The following is a 16,744-nucleotide window of genomic DNA, read 5'->3' on the forward strand; positions in this document are numbered from 1 at the left end:
CGTTAGTCAATTAAATCAATCTGGCGATAGCCGATCAGATAAAGCACCGCATCGATCCCTAACGTGGAAATCGCCTGACGTGCCTGAGCACGCACCAGGGGCTTGGCGCGGAAGGCAATGCCGAGCCCTGCCTTCGACAGCATTTTCAGGTCGTTGGCTCCATCACCTACGGCGATGGCTTGCTCTAAGGTAAAGCCTTCTCGCAGAGCAATTTGTTCCAACAACTCCGCTTTACGCTCCGCATCAACAATCGGCTCTCTGACCTCACCGGTTACTTTGCCGTTCTCGATCACAAGTTCGTTGGCATGGATTTCATCAAAGCCCAGCAGCTCCTGAAGGTGGCGGGCAAAATAAGTAAAGCCTCCCGACAGAATCACCGTGCGATAACCAAAACGCTTTAAATTCACCATTAACCGCTCAACGCCATCCATAAGCGGCAGCTCAGCGGCGATCTCGGCCAATACCGACTCATCCAGACCTGCCAGCTTGCTCATACGCTCGCGAAAGCTCTCCTTAAAGTCCAGCTCTCCGCGCATAGCTCGCTCAGTCACCTCAGCGACTTCATCCCCCACACCGTGGCGGCGGGCCAGCTCATCAATCACCTCCGTTTTGATCAGGGTGGAATCCATATCAAAGCATACTAAACGTCGGTGGCGACGCCAGATGGAGTCTTCCTGAATAGCGATATCCACACCGTGCTGAGCACCCAGGGCAAGTGCCTTTTCACGCAGCGCTTCTATGTTGGCATCTTCACCCCGCAGCCAACACTCAACGCAGGCACCATTGGATGGCGCATCACCTTCCAGTGGCTCCCGGCCGGAAAGGCGATGGATCAACTCCACCGTCAGACCAAACTCAGCGGTCAGCGATCCCACTTCGGCCAGAATGCCCGCTGGTAAACGAGGCGCCAACAGCGTCAGAATTAGCCGCGGCAGGCTCGCCTGCTCACTCCAGCGCTGGTAATCATCACCACTTACGGCAATCGCCTGCACATCAAGTCCCAAGGTATCCCCTGCTTCACTAAGCGCGGCTTCCAAAGCACCATCGTGATCAAGCCCTACCAGCATTTCCAGGGAAAGCATGCCAAAGGTCACGCTTTGATTGATATCCAGAAGTCGTGCCCCACTACTGGCCAGCGCTTTCCCCAGACCAGCCAACTGGCCTGGGCGTGCAACTCCCGTGGCACGCACCAAATAACGTGTCGCCATGCATTACTCCCCTGCCTCTAAACGGTCTACCTTCTGGAAACCACGGGGCAACTTGCTACCTCGTCGGCCTCGTTCACCACGATAATATGCGAGATCTTCCGCCTTCAGCGTCAGCTTGCGCTTGCCAGCATGAATAATCAGTTCGTTGTCTGCGGTTAAAATAGCGATATCTCGCACCAGCTCCTCACGCCGCGCGGCACGAGGGCCAGGTATATCGAGCATTTTATTGCCTTTACCCTTGGCCATCTCTGGCAACTGCGAAAGTGGGAAGAGCAGCAGCCGGCCTTCGTTAGACACGGATGCAACCCAAAGGTCATCCCCTTCCGGCACTTCCACAGGCGGCATTACGCTACACCCCTTGGGTACGCTAAGTACCGCTTTACCTGCTTTATTTTTGCCAGTCAGCGCATCAAGCTGGGCAATAAAGCCATAGCCGCCATCGCTGGCCAATACAAACCGCCGGGTGGGCGGGGCCAGCATCAGTCCGGCCATTTGAGCTCCCGCGGCCACGTTAACGCGGCCAGTCACCGGCTCACCCTGGCCTCTTGCACTGGGCAGGTTATGGGCCGCCAGGGTATAGGCGCGTCCTGTGTCATCCAACAGTACCAGTGGCTGGTTGGTTTTGCCGCGTGCAGCCAGTTGGAAGCGGTCACCCGCTTTATAGGAAAGCCCTTCCGGGTCAATATCATGACCTTTAGCAGCACGAATCCACCCCTTCTCGGACAACACGACGGTAATAGGATCGGCCCCTAGCAGTTCCACTTCACTAAGGGCTTTAGCCTCGGAGCGCTCCACCAGCGGTGAACGGCGCTCGTCACCATGCTCTTTTCCCGCGGCACGAATCTCTTTTTCGATCAGTGTGGTGAGTTTCGCTTCGCTGCCCAGCAGACCTTGCAGATACTTGCGCTCCTTTTCCAGTTCATCCTGCTCACCGCGGATTTTCATCTCTTCCAGTTTGGCAAGATGACGCAGGCGCAGCTCTAAAATAGCCTCGGCCTGTCGCTCGGTGAGGTTAAACGCCGCCATCAGTGCAGGCTTCGGCGCATCCTCCTCGCGAATGATACGTATCACTTCATCGATATTCAGATACGCTGTTAACAAGCCTTCCAGAATATGCAGGCGGTCTTCGACCTTACCCAGGCGATGCTCAAGACGCCGACGCACCGTAGCACGGCGAAAGCGTAACCATTCTCCCAGCATATCCGGCAGCGGCATTACCCGTGGCCGGCCATCCAGCCCGATCACATTCATATTCACCCGCACGTTCTTTTCAAGATCCGTGGTGGCAAACAGGTGCGCCATTAACGCTTCAACATCCACGCGGCTAGAGCGCGGCTCAATGACCAGACGGGTGGGTTCCTCATGGGTCGACTCGTCACGAAGGTCGGCCACCATAGGCAGCTTTTTAGCCTGCATCTGGGCCGCAATCTGCTCCAGCACCTTGGCACCACTGACCTGATAAGGCACGGCAGTAATGACAATATTGGCTTCTTCACGCATATAGCGGGCGCGCAGCTTGACCGAGCCACGACCTGTTTCGTAAAGCTTGCGCAGATCGTCCTTTGGCGTAATGATTTCCGCGTCCGTGGGAAAATCCGGGGCGGGCACAAACTCCATCAGGTCGGTAGTAGTGGCTTGTGGATTACGCAACAGATGGCAGGTGGCTTCCACCACTTCGCTAACATTATGCGGGGGGATATCCGTTGCCATGCCAACTGCAATGCCGGTACCGCCATTAAGCAATACATGGGGTAAGCGGGCAGGCAGCACTACGGGCTCCTGCATGGTGCCATCGAAGTTGGGCGCCCAGTCAACGGTTCCCTGGCCTAACTCACTAAGCAGCACCTCGGCAAACCTGGAGAGTTTGGCTTCGGTATAACGCATGGCAGCAAAGGATTTAGGATCATCAGGACTACCCCAGTTGCCCTGACCGTCCACCAGTGGATAACGGTAGCTAAACGGCTGGGCCATCAGCACCATGGCTTCATAACAGGCACTGTCGCCGTGCGGGTGAAATTTACCCAATACGTCACCAACGGTACGGGCCGACTTTTTGTACTTGGCATTCGCATGAAGCGCCAGTTCACGCATTGCATAGATAATCCGCCGCTGTACGGGCTTCATACCATCGCCAATATTGGGCAGGGCTCGGTCTAAAATGACGTACATCGAGTAGTCGAGGTACGCTTTTTCCGTGTAATCGCGCAGAGATAGACGCTCGACGTCACCCTCCGCTACCTGAATATCCATGTCGATCATATCCTACCTTAACAACAAAACCGCCCCAGGCGGGGCGGCTGATAAGCGGACACGCGGCCACTTAACATGGCTCGCTATGTTAATTGATACCTTTCATTTGATGCATGGGACAGGGCAGCCGTTTGTGTACCGCCCTGGGAGCTACCGTGAAACTCATCCAGCAATCCTTTTAAGCGCTGGGCTTGCAACGACAGTTCATTGGCAGCACTGGCCGCCTGACTGACCAGGCCTGCGTTTTGCTGCGTTACCGTATCCATTTGCGTCACCGCCCGGTTGATCTCGTCAATGCCGTTGGTCTGCTCGCCGGAGGCTTGGCTGATCTCGCTAATACGTGCGGATACCTCTTCAATGGCCACCACAATCTCTTTCATGGCGCTTTCAGCTGATTGCGCATAGCCACTACCTGTAGCGATCTGCTCAGAGACGGCTTTAATCAAGCCATTAATGTTTCTGGCAGAAGCGGCACTGCGCGAAGCCAGCTCACGTACCTCACTTGCCACGACGGCAAAACCTCGGCCGTGCTCACCGGCACGCGCCGCTTCCACCGAAGCATTAAGGGCCAATATATTGGTCTGAAAGGCAATATTCTCAATCACATCAACAATTGAGGAGACCTCAACAGAACTTTCATTAATGGCCGCCATGGATTGGGCCAACTGCGAGACCTGCTCCCCGCCCTGCTTAACCTTTTCCGCCGACTCCTTCACACGCTGATCTGCTTCCAGAGCATTATCGGCATTGCGTTTCACCGTAGCAGCCATTTCTTCCATTGTGGAAGAGGTCTCTTGCAGTGAAGCCGCCTGTTGCTCAGTACGGCTGGAAAGCTCTGTATTTCCTGCCGCAATTTCAGTCGACTCGCTGGCAATGGCATCAGCCACTCCGCGCACATCGCCAAACAAATGTTGCAGTTTATCCGAGTAGCGATTAACCGCACTGCGCAGTTCACCGATTTCATCATCACGATAAATGGTTAGCTCACGGCTGGAACCGCTCTGGCCCAGTTGGTCAATTTGCTCAGTGGTGCCGCGAATCTGTCGCAACAAGATACGCCCACCCCACCAGCCAATTCCAAGCAGCAGTGCCAGCAGTGGTAAAATAAACATCAACAAGTCGCGCGTTAAAGTCCGCGCCAAGGCGGTTACCTGCTCACTGGGGGTTACCAAACCAAGCGTCCAGCCAGTATGTGGCATATCGAAAAAACGCACTGCAGCGGGCTGATCCAAAACGCCCGCACTGCCTACGTTTGCCTGCTCATCACCAGCCTCAACCGCCTCCACCACTGACTGCAGCCAAGGCATACTGCTTACGATATCCCTCAGGCCCTGCATCTCTTCCGAAGCCTGCTCAACACCCGGTAAATCAATCACATTGTGGTCTTTATCCAGCACAAAGGCATAGCCGCCGGTGCTGCCTCCATTTTCCGCTATAAAGGAGGCAACACCATCAAGCTGCATATCAATGGTGGCCACACCAGCAAAGGCGTTATCGATGTAGTAAGGCACACTGCAGGTTACCATCGCGACACCTGTTGTCGGGTCTCGATAAGCGGCAGACCAAACGCACTGCCCAGGCGTAGCATCACGGGCACTGCTGTACCAGGCTTCATCGTGATAAGGGTCAATATTGCTTGCATTGTAGTCATCCAGAAACTCCAGTTCGCCCTGGGCATTGCGAGCCCAGAAGAAGCTAGCGCGCTCGACCCCCGGTGAAAACACGCCGGGTTCAGGCCAAATACCACCGCCCGCAATCGTTGCATTGCCATTATCATCCACCACACTGGGAAAGGCCTGGTGGTAAATCTCCTCTTCACGCGGTAGTGATTCGGCCAAGGCCGCCAAGCTTGATGTATTGCCTTCGACCCTGGCCAGATGGCCATTGAGCGCATTGACGATCGAGTCCCCCGTACGCTCAATCAACGACTGGCTCGCATTGATAACAAGCGGCTGACCTCGCCACGCCATGACGCCATAAATACTGGCCGCCATCAGCAGCATAAGCACGCATGCAGACAACGTTAACTGCCGAGATATAGTGTTAAACAAAGCCTTCTCCCCATGAATGTACGTTCATTACGTTTTTTCGTTTGTGGCCTCTACATTCAACTATCGGCTAGAGTAAGCTTTCCTGTAACAACGCCCTGTTAACGCTTGCCTGCTTTTTGGCTATACCTCGACATCCGCGAGGTTGCCATAATCTTCCAGCCACTTTTTGCGGTCGCTGGCGCGCTTTTTGGCTAGCAGCATATCCATCATTTCCATGGTGCCATCGCCCTCTTCCAGGGTGAGCTGAACCAGACGGCGGGTTTCCACGGCCATGGTGGTTTCCCGCAGTTGCAGCGGGCTCATTTCCCCCAACCCCTTAAAGCGCTGCACATTGGGCGTCCCTCGTTTTTGCGCCATCTGCTTGAGAATGGCGGCTTTTTCGCTCTCGTCCAGGGCATAGTGCACCTCTTTACCCAGGTCAATACGGTAAAGCGGCGGCATGGCGACAAACACGTGCCCGGCATCCACCAGGGCGGGGAAGTGTTTTACAAACAGCGCACATAACAGCGTGGCGATATGCAGGCCGTCTGAATCGGCATCCGCCAGGATGCAGACTTTGTGGTAGCGCAGCTTTTCAAGATCGGCGCTGCCGGGGTCAGCCCCAATGGCCACCGCAATATCGTGCACTTCCTGAGAACCGTAGATATCGTGGGAGTCAACTTCCCAGGTATTCAGAATCTTTCCACGCAGGGGCAAAATGGCCTGGGTTTCCCGGTTACGGGCCTGCTTCGCGCTTCCCCCCGCAGAGTCCCCCTCGACCAGGAACAGCTCGCTTTGGGCCGGGTCCTGCCCAGAGCAGTCTGCCAGCTTGCCCGGCAATGCCGGGCCAGAAGTCACCTTTTTACGGGCCACTTTTTTAGACTTTCTCTGGCGCTGCTGGGCAGCGTTGATCACCAACTCAGCCAATTGCTCAGCCTGCTCAATGTGGTGATTCAGCCATAGCGAAAAAGCATCCTTCACAACCCCGGATACAAAGCCTGCAATGGTACGGGAAGAGAGCCTCTCTTTGGTCTGCCCGGCAAACTGGGGGTCAAGCATCTTCACCGATAGCACAAAGGAGGCACGTTCCCACAAGTCATCCGCAGTTAACTTGATCCCTCTGGGTAACAGGCTGCGGTACTCGCAGAACTCCCTCAGAGCATCCAACAGCCCTGAGCGGAAGCCATTAACGTGAGTTCCCCCCTGGGGGGTGGGAATCAGGTTGACATAGCTTTCCAACAGCGCTTCGCCACCTTCCGGCAGCCACTGAATGGCCCAATCGACACCATGTTCATCATCGCTGAAATGACCAACGAAGGGTTCATGGGGAAGCACTTCATAACCATCGGTCGCTTCGGCCAGGTAGTCGCGCAGCCCATCCGCGTATGCCCATTCGGTTTTGGTACCGTCAGGCTCCACCAGCGTGACTGCCAACCCCGGGCACAATACCGCCTTGGCACGCAGCAGATGCTTTAATTTCGACAGCAATAACCTGGGGCTGTCAAAATAGCTTTCATCGGGCCAGAAGCGTACTAATGTGCCAGTAGCACGTTTGGCAGCTTTACCAATCTCATGCAGCTCTTCAACTTTCTCGCCGTGCTCAAAGGCAATGGCATGCCGAGCCCCGTCCCGGGTGACCTCAACTTCCAAACGCCGGGAGAGTGCATTGACCACCGACACCCCTACGCCGTGCAGTCCGCCCGAAAACCGATAGCTGGATGAAGAGAACTTCCCCCCCGCATGCAGCTTGGTGAGAATCAGCTCGACCCCGGAAACGCCATGTTCGGGATGCAGGTCAATGGGCATTCCTCGACCGTTATCCAGAACTTCAATTGCGCCGTCGCCGTGGAGTACCACGCTAATGGCTGAGGCATGTCCGGCAAGCGCCTCATCAACACTGTTGTCGATGACCTCCTGGGCGAGGTGGTTGGGCCGCGAAGTATCAGTGTACATACCGGGACGCTTACGCACCGGCTCGAGCCCTGACAGGACTTCGATGGAACTCGCGCCGTACTGGGAGGCATCAAACTGAGTCATGTAACGTCGGTTCCTGAAAAATCTTACTCAACAAAATCATACTGGCAGCCGTATTGAATGCTGAACCCCATGATAGGCGGCTGGCAAAGGGTGACAGGATAGCGGAAAAGCAAAAAGCTGTATATCCAGCCATGACATTAGCCACAAGCCATGGCACGCAGCGGGTCATAGAGGAAGCCATATAGCCTCGCCCAGGAGCCCTTTCAGCTATCAAGGTGTCAACTCACTCCTGCTCAGCCGCCCAGAATGCCTCAATCAGCCCACGGCTGGAGGCATCCATACGGGTGATATCCCCTTTGCCATCAATAATCGCCTGGGTGTCGGTGGCAATCTGCTTGCCTAACTCCACCCCCCATTGATCGAAAGGATTAATGTCCCAGATTACCGCTTGCACAAATACTTTATGCTCATACAAGGCGATCAGCGCCCCCAGGGTGGTGGGAGTCAGCTTATCAAGCAGCACCGTGGTGGAAGGCTGGTTCCCCCGATAGCGTTTATGCTCTGGGCGCGGGCCGTCATCGTCAAGCGCATCATCCCCCAACATCAGCACCCGTGACTGGGCAAAACAGTTTGCCAATGCCAAACGGTGCTGGGCTTTCAGATGGCGGCGGGTATCCGGGTCTTCCACCTCATCATAACGTTTTAGTGGCGCGATGAAATCGCACACCACCGGCTGGGTGCCCTGATGGAGCAATTGATAAAAGGCATGCTGTGCATTAGGCCCCAACTGCCCCCAAAGAACAGGGCAAGTCGAGTAACTGACGGCTTGGCCCTGGCGTGTGACTGACTTGCCGTTGGATTCCATCTCCAACTGTTCCAGGTAGGCGGCAAAGTACTCCAGGCGACCGTCATAAGGCAGAATCGAATGGGCGCGTATATCGAGAAAATTGACGTTCCAGATGCCTGCCAACCCTAGCAGCACTGGCAGGTTATCCTCTAATGGCGCATCGCGGAAGTGACAATCCATGGCGTGGGCGCCTGCCAGCAGTTCACGGAAGTTATCCATCCCCACCACCAGTGCTATGGGTAAGCCAATGGTGCCCCACAGGGAATAACGGCCACCCACCCACTCCCAGAACATAAGCTGATGATCGGCGCTAATGCCCCATTCACTCATCTTTTCCGGGCTGGCAGAAACACCGATAAAGTGTTGGCGAATGATCAATTCAGCGCTAACCGCTGTAGCACTGGGCCACTCACTATGCTCCGTCAGGCGACTAAGCAACCAGTCACGGGCAGTGTTGGCATTTGAGAGCGTGTCTATAGTGGTAAACGACTTGGATGACAGCACAAAAATAGTCGTTTCGGGGTTAAAACGGCCCAGATAATCCGCCAGTTGGGAGCCATCCATGGTGGAAGCGAAGTGCACTTCCACTGGATGGATATTCTTCGGCCGATAATCCGCCAGGGCATGGGTCACCATCAACGGCCCTAAATCTGAACCGCCAACACCCAGATTCACCACATGACGAATCGGCTTACCGGTGGCACCGCGCCACTGGCCTGCGTGAAGCCTCTGCACCAGATGCTCCATTTGCGCAAGGCTCTCATGCACCGCGCTGACGATATTCTCCCCCTCCACCTCAAGCGTGGCATCGGCAGGTAACCTTAAAGCCGTATGCAGCGCCGGGCGGTTTTCGCTGACATTCACCCGCTTACCGCTTAATAGCGCTTCAATCGCTCCTGGTACTCCCGCCTCCTCTGCCAGCGCCAACAGATGCTCTAAGGTGTCATCGTCCCAACGCTGTTTGGAAAGGTCTAAGGTGAGCCCGGCTACATGACGGGTAAAGTGTTGCCAACGGCTGGCGTCGTCGCCAAACAGATTTTTTAAATGAACGTTTTTTAGCACCTGAGCATGCTGTTGCAGCGTTTGCCAAGCGGGTAGCGTATCGGGGGTTGTACGTGTTGCTGAAGCCATATGCCCTCTCCTGTGGCGTTTTTCCCTGCGGCAGGAATCTATTACTGATAGGTCTGTTCTGCTCTACCAAGGGCGCGTAAACTACGCATCCTGATTAATAATCCTGGCTTGCCCATGAGTGATGCATCTTACCGCGACGCTATCTTTTCAACACCCCTGGACAAGGTGGCGAGATTCTCCTTCGACGAACAGGTAGTCGCGTGTTTTCCTGATATGATCCGCCGTTCGGTGCCTGGCTACGGACAAATTCTCGGCATGTTGAGCTTAATTGCTCAGCGCCATCTGCGCCATGGCGCCCATGTCTATGACCTGGGTTGTTCGCTGGGAGCTTCTGGTTTAGCCCTTGCTGGCACCCTGCCTGCCGACGCTTTCCGTTATACCGGCGTCGACATCTCCCCGGCGATGGCGGCCCGTGCCAAGCAAACCTTTCATGACGAATGCCCTGACCACGCCATGCAGGTGGAAGAAGCCGACATACGTACTCTGGAGTATGCGCCTTCTGGCATGATCATTCTCAATTTTACGCTGCAGTTCCTGCCCCCCGCCGACCGGGATGCATTATTGAAGCAGCTTTACGAAGCGCTCGAACCGGGCGGTGTACTGATATTGTCAGAAAAAACCATCGACGCCGATGAGCGCGACAACGCCTGGCGCGTTGAACGTTACCATGATTTCAAGCGCGCTAATGGCTATAGCGATTTGGAAATCAGCCAAAAACGTACCGCACTGGAAAACGTTCTGATTCCGGATAGTCTGGATGCTCTGCATAACCGGTTGACCACGGCAGGATTCCCCCGCTCCATGACCTGGTTCCAGTACCTGAACTTTGCCTCGCTGATCGCTTTTAAGGAAGCTTAAAGTGTCACTGTTACCCGACGATCACCGTGTGCTTTATCAAGCGTTTTTAGATCAAGCCACCCTCGATACCTCGCTAACACCCTGGCTGGCCAGGCTACCAAGCCAGCTCGCCCAGGGGCTGGACAAGCAGCGCCATGGCGATCTTTCCGCCTGGGAAAAAGCGGTGGCTAAACTGCCCGCCCTGCCCAAAGAACGAAATGTAAGCCTTACCAGTGACACGGTCACAGTCGATATAGCGCTGAATGATAGCCAGCAACGCCAGTGTTTTAACCTGTTACGCAAACTGGCGCCATGGCGTAAAGGCCCCTTTCGCCTGGGCGGTATTGATATCGATACCGAATGGCGCTCTGACTGGAAGTGGCAGCGTGTAGCGCCTCACTTGGCACCGCTTAAATATCGCAAAGTGCTGGATGTGGGCGGAGGCAGTGGCTACCACGCCTGGCGTATGGCTGGCGAAGGGGCAGCCTTCGTACTGGTCATCGACCCATCACCTCGCTTTTACTGGCAGTTTCAGGCAGTCCGCCATTTTGTTGGCGATGCCGATGGTGGGCACACGCATTTCCTGCCGGTAGGTATTGAAGATGTGCCGGAAAACCTGGGATTTTTCGATACTGTATTTTCCATGGGAGTGCTCTACCACCGCCCTGCTCCACTGGAACATTTGCAGCAACTAAAAAGTGCACTCGCACCGGGTGGGGAACTGGTATTGGAAACATTGGTGGTGGAAGGCGATGCGCAAACCGTCTTTGTACCCGGCGAACGCTATGCTGCCATGCCCAACGTCTATTTTCTGCCATCGTCGCAAGCACTATGCCATTGGCTTAACCGTTGTGGTTTTACCAATGTACGCGTGGTGGATGAGGCAGTCACCACGCTTGATGAGCAGCGCTCAACCGAATGGATGACCTACCAGTCGCTGGCGGACTTCCTTGACCCCAACGACCGCAGCCGCACTATTGAAGGCTATCCAGCGCCACGCAGGGCAGTGATTTTGGCCAATAAGCCAGAGTCCCCCTAAGGATGCCAAAAGCTCGCCAAAGTGAACCTCTCTTTGCCGCCGGGAGCAGTGTGACATAGCCATTGTAGCTGACAGCAGTAATATCCTTACCCAGCAGGCTGCCTTCGTTCACCCCATCCAACAGCAATCCCTCTTCCGGGGTGATATACAGGGCATAGCCCACCACCAACCATCCGACTGATAAAAATTCGGACCCTCCCGGTCACGCTGTTGTATAAATTCCGCACCATCGCAAAGCTGCTGAACGGGGTCGATACCGGCGTAGTCGCCGAAGGGCAGCAGTATTCTGGCCTCAAGGCTCGTCAATACCTCGCCATGTTATAAAGCGATACCCACTAGTAATTTTTGAGGGCTGGTGGTTCCGGTAAGCCATCTCTTCCGGCTGCTTGTCATGCAAACCGTAGGCGAACAGCAACCCCACAGGTTCAGGCAGTTCAGGAGGCGCCTCTTCCCTTGTCCACTGATACCAACGGTTAGCGAGTGGCGAGTGATGGCGAAGCGTTGCCCGAGCATGCAAATAGGTATTTCTGTCTGGTGAGCGTTCCCGTCGGCGTATATCCTGTGCTTCTTTATCTATCTCTTCGAGCCAGTCCCAGGTTTGTTTGAGTGAGGCCACCGCCGCATCAATCTCAGCACGTTCTGCCGCTTGAAGCGACCACTCTTCTTGAGCGCCTGAAACAGCTGCCACTAGCGAACCCAGGGTGCGATGGTAGTAGCGGTTGGGCAAAGCATCTTCGCGCGCTTCCAGAGCGGCCAGGGTATCCTGGTAGTCACGATAGCGCTGTGCCAGCCAAGCCAGATAAATCAGGGTGTGTATGCGGAAGTTCTCATCCGTAGGGCGTTGTTGAGCACTGGTATGGCGTTGGTAGTAACGCGCCAAGGCAGGTAATGAGTAGCCTTCGATTTCATCGTTAAGCGCAAACAGTTGGGCAGTAAGCTCGTCCTGCTCCTTAAGTGTATCCAATGGTGGAAAGGGTACCCCAGCGATCGTGGCACGGCGATACATACGGTGCAGCGCCGCACGCGAAAGTTCGGCACTGGCTTTCTGTTCATCGGCTTTCAGCCCACCGCCAATATCTTCACTAATGCCTGGGCACAGCTCTTCATGCCACTGTGAATGTTGTCCTCCCAGTGGACGGCAACGGCGATAAAAACGGCGCTCATGGGCGGCGATCAAATGCAGTGCCCGTTGGCAGCCTGGGTGGAGCTCCCCGCCATCATCCAGCACTGGCGTTAACGGGTGAAACCAATCCAGCGGCCCCATTTCCGCATGGGTACGATCCACACAGTCCAACAAGCCTACGAATACTACCTCCACATTGCTACCCTGATAAATAAAGCGCTCCTCATCCTGGTCGCACACTTCATCCAGTAGCCGTCGCACAAACGCCTTCGCCATCGCAGCCCCAAAATCAAAGCCAAAGATAGAGACACGTATTTTGGCCAGCGGTAGCTCACTGTTTTGCTTAACATCTGCGACACTGTTTTGGAAATCGCGCACAGCGGAGGAAATACGGGTGTGGCTGCCGCTCATCAACAGGTTAGCGGCAATGGAGGTGTCGCGAATAGGCGCAATGGCTTCAATGCCCGTGCGAACGGCGGCATCCCTGGCCTGCTTCACCCAGTTCCAGGGCTGTGTGATCGATACCTTGAACGAGCGACCAAAAACATCGTACCAGCGCCCTGAGCCACCACCGGAGGCAACGTCCATTGCTGCATCCATGGCACTAGAGCGCAGCTGCCCTTCACCTGTCCCGACTGCTTCGCTAGGCACGCGGTGCGTAGCACCTACCACATCATCTGTTAAGCTGGAATCAAAAGGTGTGCCTAGGCCAGAGTAGTAGTGCCTATAAAACTTATGAGAAATCGTTCCTTGCGCCCGTTCAGGGTAAGCGCTAAATAAACGGCCAATATTGCTTACATTTCCACTCTGTATGTCTTGCTCAAGATTTCTGCTAATGCCATCAAAAAAGAAGCCAACGTCCAGAATTTGGCTGCAATTAGTCCCTCCTCTATCCTCACCAGCAGTCGTAGCGTTAGATGCATTCAATGCTTGAAGACACTCTAATGTACTTTGGTCAATCATTTTGCATCTCCTCTCGTTGTTTCTCAGCTAGAGGAGATTGCAGGTCTGGACTCCAAGCAAGCTCGACTTGATTTTCTGGTAGGAAATGAACGTGCAAATACTGATCTTCTCGGCTATAGGGTGGCATGGGCACTGTCATGCTATGTCTTTCTTCCTCCACTCCCTGACGCTTCTGCTCACCCGTCATACTTAGTATCCAAACTACCTCAACAGAATCCCCTTTAAAGGACCAGCAGCAGGTAGTTCCACCTCCCGTATACAAGCCGCCAGTGTAAGCAGATAGATTCCCCCCCCAGTTTCCATCAACCCAAAAGCTATAAATTGGTCGATCTATATAGCTATGGCCCATCAAGGAGCCACTCTTTGATGTATTAAAAAGCATATTCCACGCTATCCAAACAACCAGAGTAGCGGCCAACAGCACTTGAAGCCAAACCGGTATCAGACGCATATAACGGCTAATTGCCCAGCGAACTAACATGGCAAATAATTCCTTTTCGTCATAATAACTCCATTAACATTGCTCTGTTACTCAACGCGGAGCCGCTCAGAGAGTGGAGACTGCAAGTCTGGGCTCCAAGCAAGCTCGACTTGATTTTCTGGTAGGAAATGAACGTGCAAATACTGATCTTCTCGGCTATGGGGTGGCATGGGCACTGTCATGCTATGTCTTTCTTCCTCCAGACCAGCCTCGATATCTTCAGGAGTGACATCTAGAATCCACACTACTTCAACAGAATCCCCTTTAAAGGACCAGCAGCAGGTAGTTCCACCTCCCGTATACAAGCCGCCAGTGTAAGCAGATAGATTACCCCCCCAGTTCCCATCAACCCAAAAGCTATAAATTGGTCGATCTATATAGCTATGGCCCATCAAGGAGCCACTCTTAGATGTATTAAAAAGCATACTCCAAGCCAGCCATAGAATGGCCATGGCGGCCAATAACACCTGAAGCCAAACCGGTATTAAGCGCATGTAACGGCTAATTGCCCAGCGAACTAACATTCTTCAGCCTGTTGGTACGTAGTTATCAATAAGTCAGCCAGTGTGGCCTCGCTGTTAGCAGCGCGCTGTAAAAGCGTTTGCATCTCTTCGGTGGCCCAGGCATCTTTTCCCTGGCTTAACTGTATGTAGACATAGGTGCGGCGGTCGGCAGTGGTGGTTAAACCGTGACTGTCAGCTTGCATAAGCGCCTTGGCGACATGACGGGGCCGTTCACAACAACATATTCCTTCGAATAAAGACGGTGAAGAATCGACTAGCTCGGCAGTTAACTGCATAACCTCCGGCTCACCGTGCAGGGAGTGCCAGCGAGCGTCATCGACGATCAGCTGCCACGCAGTGCCCTGTGCCAGTGGCGCTTTCCCTTCCAGCGCTGCCCAGCCTGATGTTTCGTCTCGGTACCACCAGCGGTTCACCCCTGCGAACAGCACGTTTGCTGGATTATCAAGCGCATCCTTATGCAGTTGTGTAATCACATCAGGAAGGTAAAAGCGTAGGAGAGAGTGCTGCTTCTGAGGGTTTTCCACCACCATGGCTGGGGCCAGATGGCTAGCCAGTTCAGTACCTGCCAGTGGACTTTCGATCCAGCCTTGCAAGGCACAGGCGATGCCGTCAAGCATTAGCAGTTTATCAAGCCTGTCTTGTCTAAGACCTAGCACCCAAGGGCCTTCGCGCTGCAAATGGGGCTGGCTGTCATCTTTCATCAGCGGCCAGTAGTGGCTGTCTTTAACCAGCTCACTGAACAGCGTTGTTCGTGCGGTCACGGGTAAGAGAGCCAGCTCGATCAAGGCATAGCGCTCTATTTCAGGTGATTGTGTTGATGAGGAACCTTGCCATGGGGGAAGAGTATCGGCTGTCATGATTGCTCTCCTGGTATTGCACTCTGGCCTTCAGCTAATGCTTTCAGCCAACACCCTTCGCATACGTCTGGCAGTTTTAGGTTGGCCGTCAGAAGGGCACCTTGCGAGAGCGGATCAACCCGCTCATGCACCTCCGCCGCCACATGCCCCGGTAGTAGCGGGCCTTCCACCGCCTGCCCGGTGCCATTGCCTGGGCGGCCGCCTGCGTTAACGCGTACCTTGGGGCCTACCAGGGTGATGCCGCCGCCATCCAGCTTGATGAAACTGCCCCCGGCATTCAGGGTGAGTTCATTACTCGCTTCCAGCACGACTTTGTGGCCCGCTTTTATGTGTAGCTCTCGGCCACTTTCGCTTAGCCAGGCTTGGCCCGCTTTGATATGCAGCGAGCCTTGCACGTTGAAGTGCTGCTGGCCTTTGGTGTGGTCGAAGCGGTTACCATGCACGGTGTGGTGGTCGTCGTTATCGATCTCGCTGATGCGGTCGTTGTTAACCCGCAAGAAACTGTCGTGGCGAATCTCTTCGCTGCGGTCGTTAAGGGTGAGCAGGTCGAGGTCTTTCTGGGCGTGGAGCCAGATCTGTTCTTTCCCGGCCTCATCTTCAAAGCGCAGTTCGTTAAAACCCTTGGCCTTGTGGCTCTGGGTGCGGAGGGTCGTGCGGGTTTTGTGTTGCGGCAGCGGATACGGCGGGGTATTGACGGCGTTGTAGACCCGACCGGTGATCAGCGGTTGGTCCGGGTCACCTTCGAGGAAGGAAACAATCGTTTCACTCCCAATGCGCGGGATGGCGATACTGCCGTAACCGCCGCCCGCCCAGCCTTGGGCGACCCGCACCCAGCAACTCGCGTCTTTTCCAGTGGCTGCGCCGCTAGCCCCGGCGGTATCCGGCTTGGCGTAGCGGTCCCAGGGGAACCGCGCCTTAACCCGGCCATGCTCGTCGCAGTGAATCTCTTCGCCCTCGGGGCCGACCACAAAGGCGACCTGGGGGCCATCGACCCGGGGTTTGGGGGTGGGGGTGGCCCGCCAGGGGGTATCGCCGGGAATCAGCGTGATCTGGTTGTGATAGCGGGTCATGGCTTCCGAACCTGCCCGCCCCTACAGGTTGGCATCGCCTTGCAGCTCATTACCCAGAGCGAAGCCATCCTCTTCCAGCGCCTGGGGTTGTTCACCGTGGTGAAGAACGCTAATCGCCTGCCAGTCGCGGTTAAGGCGGGCGGTGTCGTGGTCGGTGAGGGTGAAGCGTGTACCGGGGGCGAGTTCGGGCAGGTCGCTTTCTGCTTGCGCCGTCACCGCATCGCGGCGTAAGTGCTCCAGGCGAATACGGGTAAAGGGTTTACCCGAGGCGTCCTGCTTGTAGCGACCGGGGTAGTCGTAGTGTTCGTAATCGTCTCGCTGGCCGTGCTGTTCAACATCGCGGCCCTGGTGTTCGTGTAACTGGGCATAGCCAGGGTGTTTAAAGCTGTAGTCTTTGAGCGTGGCCG

Annotated in this window: 11 protein-coding genes and 1 pseudogene; 2 read left to right on the plus strand and 10 right to left on the minus strand. The window is 55.1% G+C overall.

Going from position 1 to position 16,744, the window contains the following annotated elements:
• Positions 1–2 precede the first annotated feature (2 nt).
• The 5 genes from serB to pgi form a co-directional block, all read right to left on the minus strand.
• A complete protein-coding gene (gene serB, locus HP566_RS18950) occupies positions 3–1,208 on the minus strand; it encodes a phosphoserine phosphatase SerB (protein ID WP_249978871.1) in 1,206 nt (401 codons plus the stop codon).
• A gap of 3 nt (positions 1,209–1,211) precedes the next feature.
• Positions 1,212–3,467 (minus strand): DNA topoisomerase IV subunit A, encoded by a 2,256-nt coding sequence (gene parC, locus HP566_RS18955; RefSeq protein WP_249978872.1) that lies wholly within the window; start codon positions 3,465–3,467, stop codon positions 1,212–1,214.
• Positions 3,468–3,541: 74 nt separating this feature from the next.
• A complete protein-coding gene (locus HP566_RS18960; protein WP_249978873.1) occupies positions 3,542–5,509 on the minus strand; it encodes a methyl-accepting chemotaxis protein in 1,968 nt (655 codons plus the stop codon).
• Between the two features lie 120 nt (positions 5,510–5,629).
• Positions 5,630–7,525, minus strand: coding sequence for a DNA topoisomerase IV subunit B (parE, locus tag HP566_RS18965; RefSeq protein ID WP_249978874.1), 1,896 nt, complete (start codon positions 7,523–7,525; stop codon positions 5,630–5,632).
• A 223-nt stretch (positions 7,526–7,748) separates the two neighbouring features.
• Positions 7,749–9,443: a glucose-6-phosphate isomerase gene (gene pgi, locus HP566_RS18970; RefSeq protein WP_249978875.1), complete on the minus strand. Its 1,695-nt coding sequence runs from the start codon at positions 9,441–9,443 to the stop codon at positions 7,749–7,751.
• Between the two features lie 114 nt (positions 9,444–9,557).
• On the opposite strand from pgi, the gene cmoA reads away from it, so the two are divergent.
• On the plus strand, positions 9,558–10,301 hold the full coding sequence (gene cmoA, locus HP566_RS18975; RefSeq protein ID WP_249978876.1) for a carboxy-S-adenosyl-L-methionine synthase CmoA: 744 nt from the start codon (positions 9,558–9,560) through the stop codon (positions 10,299–10,301).
• A 1-nt stretch (position 10,302) separates the two neighbouring features.
• Positions 10,303–11,319: a tRNA 5-methoxyuridine(34)/uridine 5-oxyacetic acid(34) synthase CmoB gene (gene cmoB / locus HP566_RS18980; RefSeq protein ID WP_249978877.1), complete on the plus strand. Its 1,017-nt coding sequence runs from the start codon at positions 10,303–10,305 to the stop codon at positions 11,317–11,319.
• 292 nt (positions 11,320–11,611) lie between these two features.
• Here the strand turns inward: cmoB and HP566_RS18985 are convergent, their stop codons facing one another.
• The 5 genes and pseudogenes from HP566_RS18985 to HP566_RS19005 form a co-directional block, all read right to left on the minus strand.
• Positions 11,612–13,405, minus strand: coding sequence for a phospholipase effector Tle1 domain-containing protein (locus tag HP566_RS18985; RefSeq protein ID WP_249978878.1), 1,794 nt, complete (start codon positions 13,403–13,405; stop codon positions 11,612–11,614).
• A complete protein-coding gene (locus HP566_RS18990) occupies positions 13,398–13,886 on the minus strand; it encodes a DUF3304 domain-containing protein (protein ID WP_249978879.1) in 489 nt (162 codons plus the stop codon). The genes HP566_RS18985 and HP566_RS18990 overlap by 8 nt, the downstream gene beginning before the upstream one ends.
• 47 nt (positions 13,887–13,933) lie before the next feature.
• Complete coding sequence (locus HP566_RS18995) at positions 13,934–14,410, minus strand: DUF3304 domain-containing protein (RefSeq protein ID WP_340163092.1); 477 nt, start codon at positions 14,408–14,410, stop codon at positions 13,934–13,936.
• On the minus strand, positions 14,404–15,267 hold the full coding sequence (locus tag HP566_RS19000) for a DUF4123 domain-containing protein (RefSeq protein WP_249978880.1): 864 nt from the start codon (positions 15,265–15,267) through the stop codon (positions 14,404–14,406). Before HP566_RS19000 ends, HP566_RS18995 begins: the two co-directional genes overlap by 7 nt.
• Positions 15,264–16,744, minus strand: a pseudogene (locus HP566_RS19005) (type VI secretion system Vgr family protein); the annotation flags it as partial. The gene HP566_RS19000 and the pseudogene HP566_RS19005, both read right to left, overlap by 4 nt.

Origin of the sequence: Vreelandella olivaria (genome assembly GCF_023507745.1) — a bacterium.
Classification (GTDB): Bacteria; Pseudomonadota; Gammaproteobacteria; order Pseudomonadales; family Halomonadaceae; genus Vreelandella; species Vreelandella olivaria_A.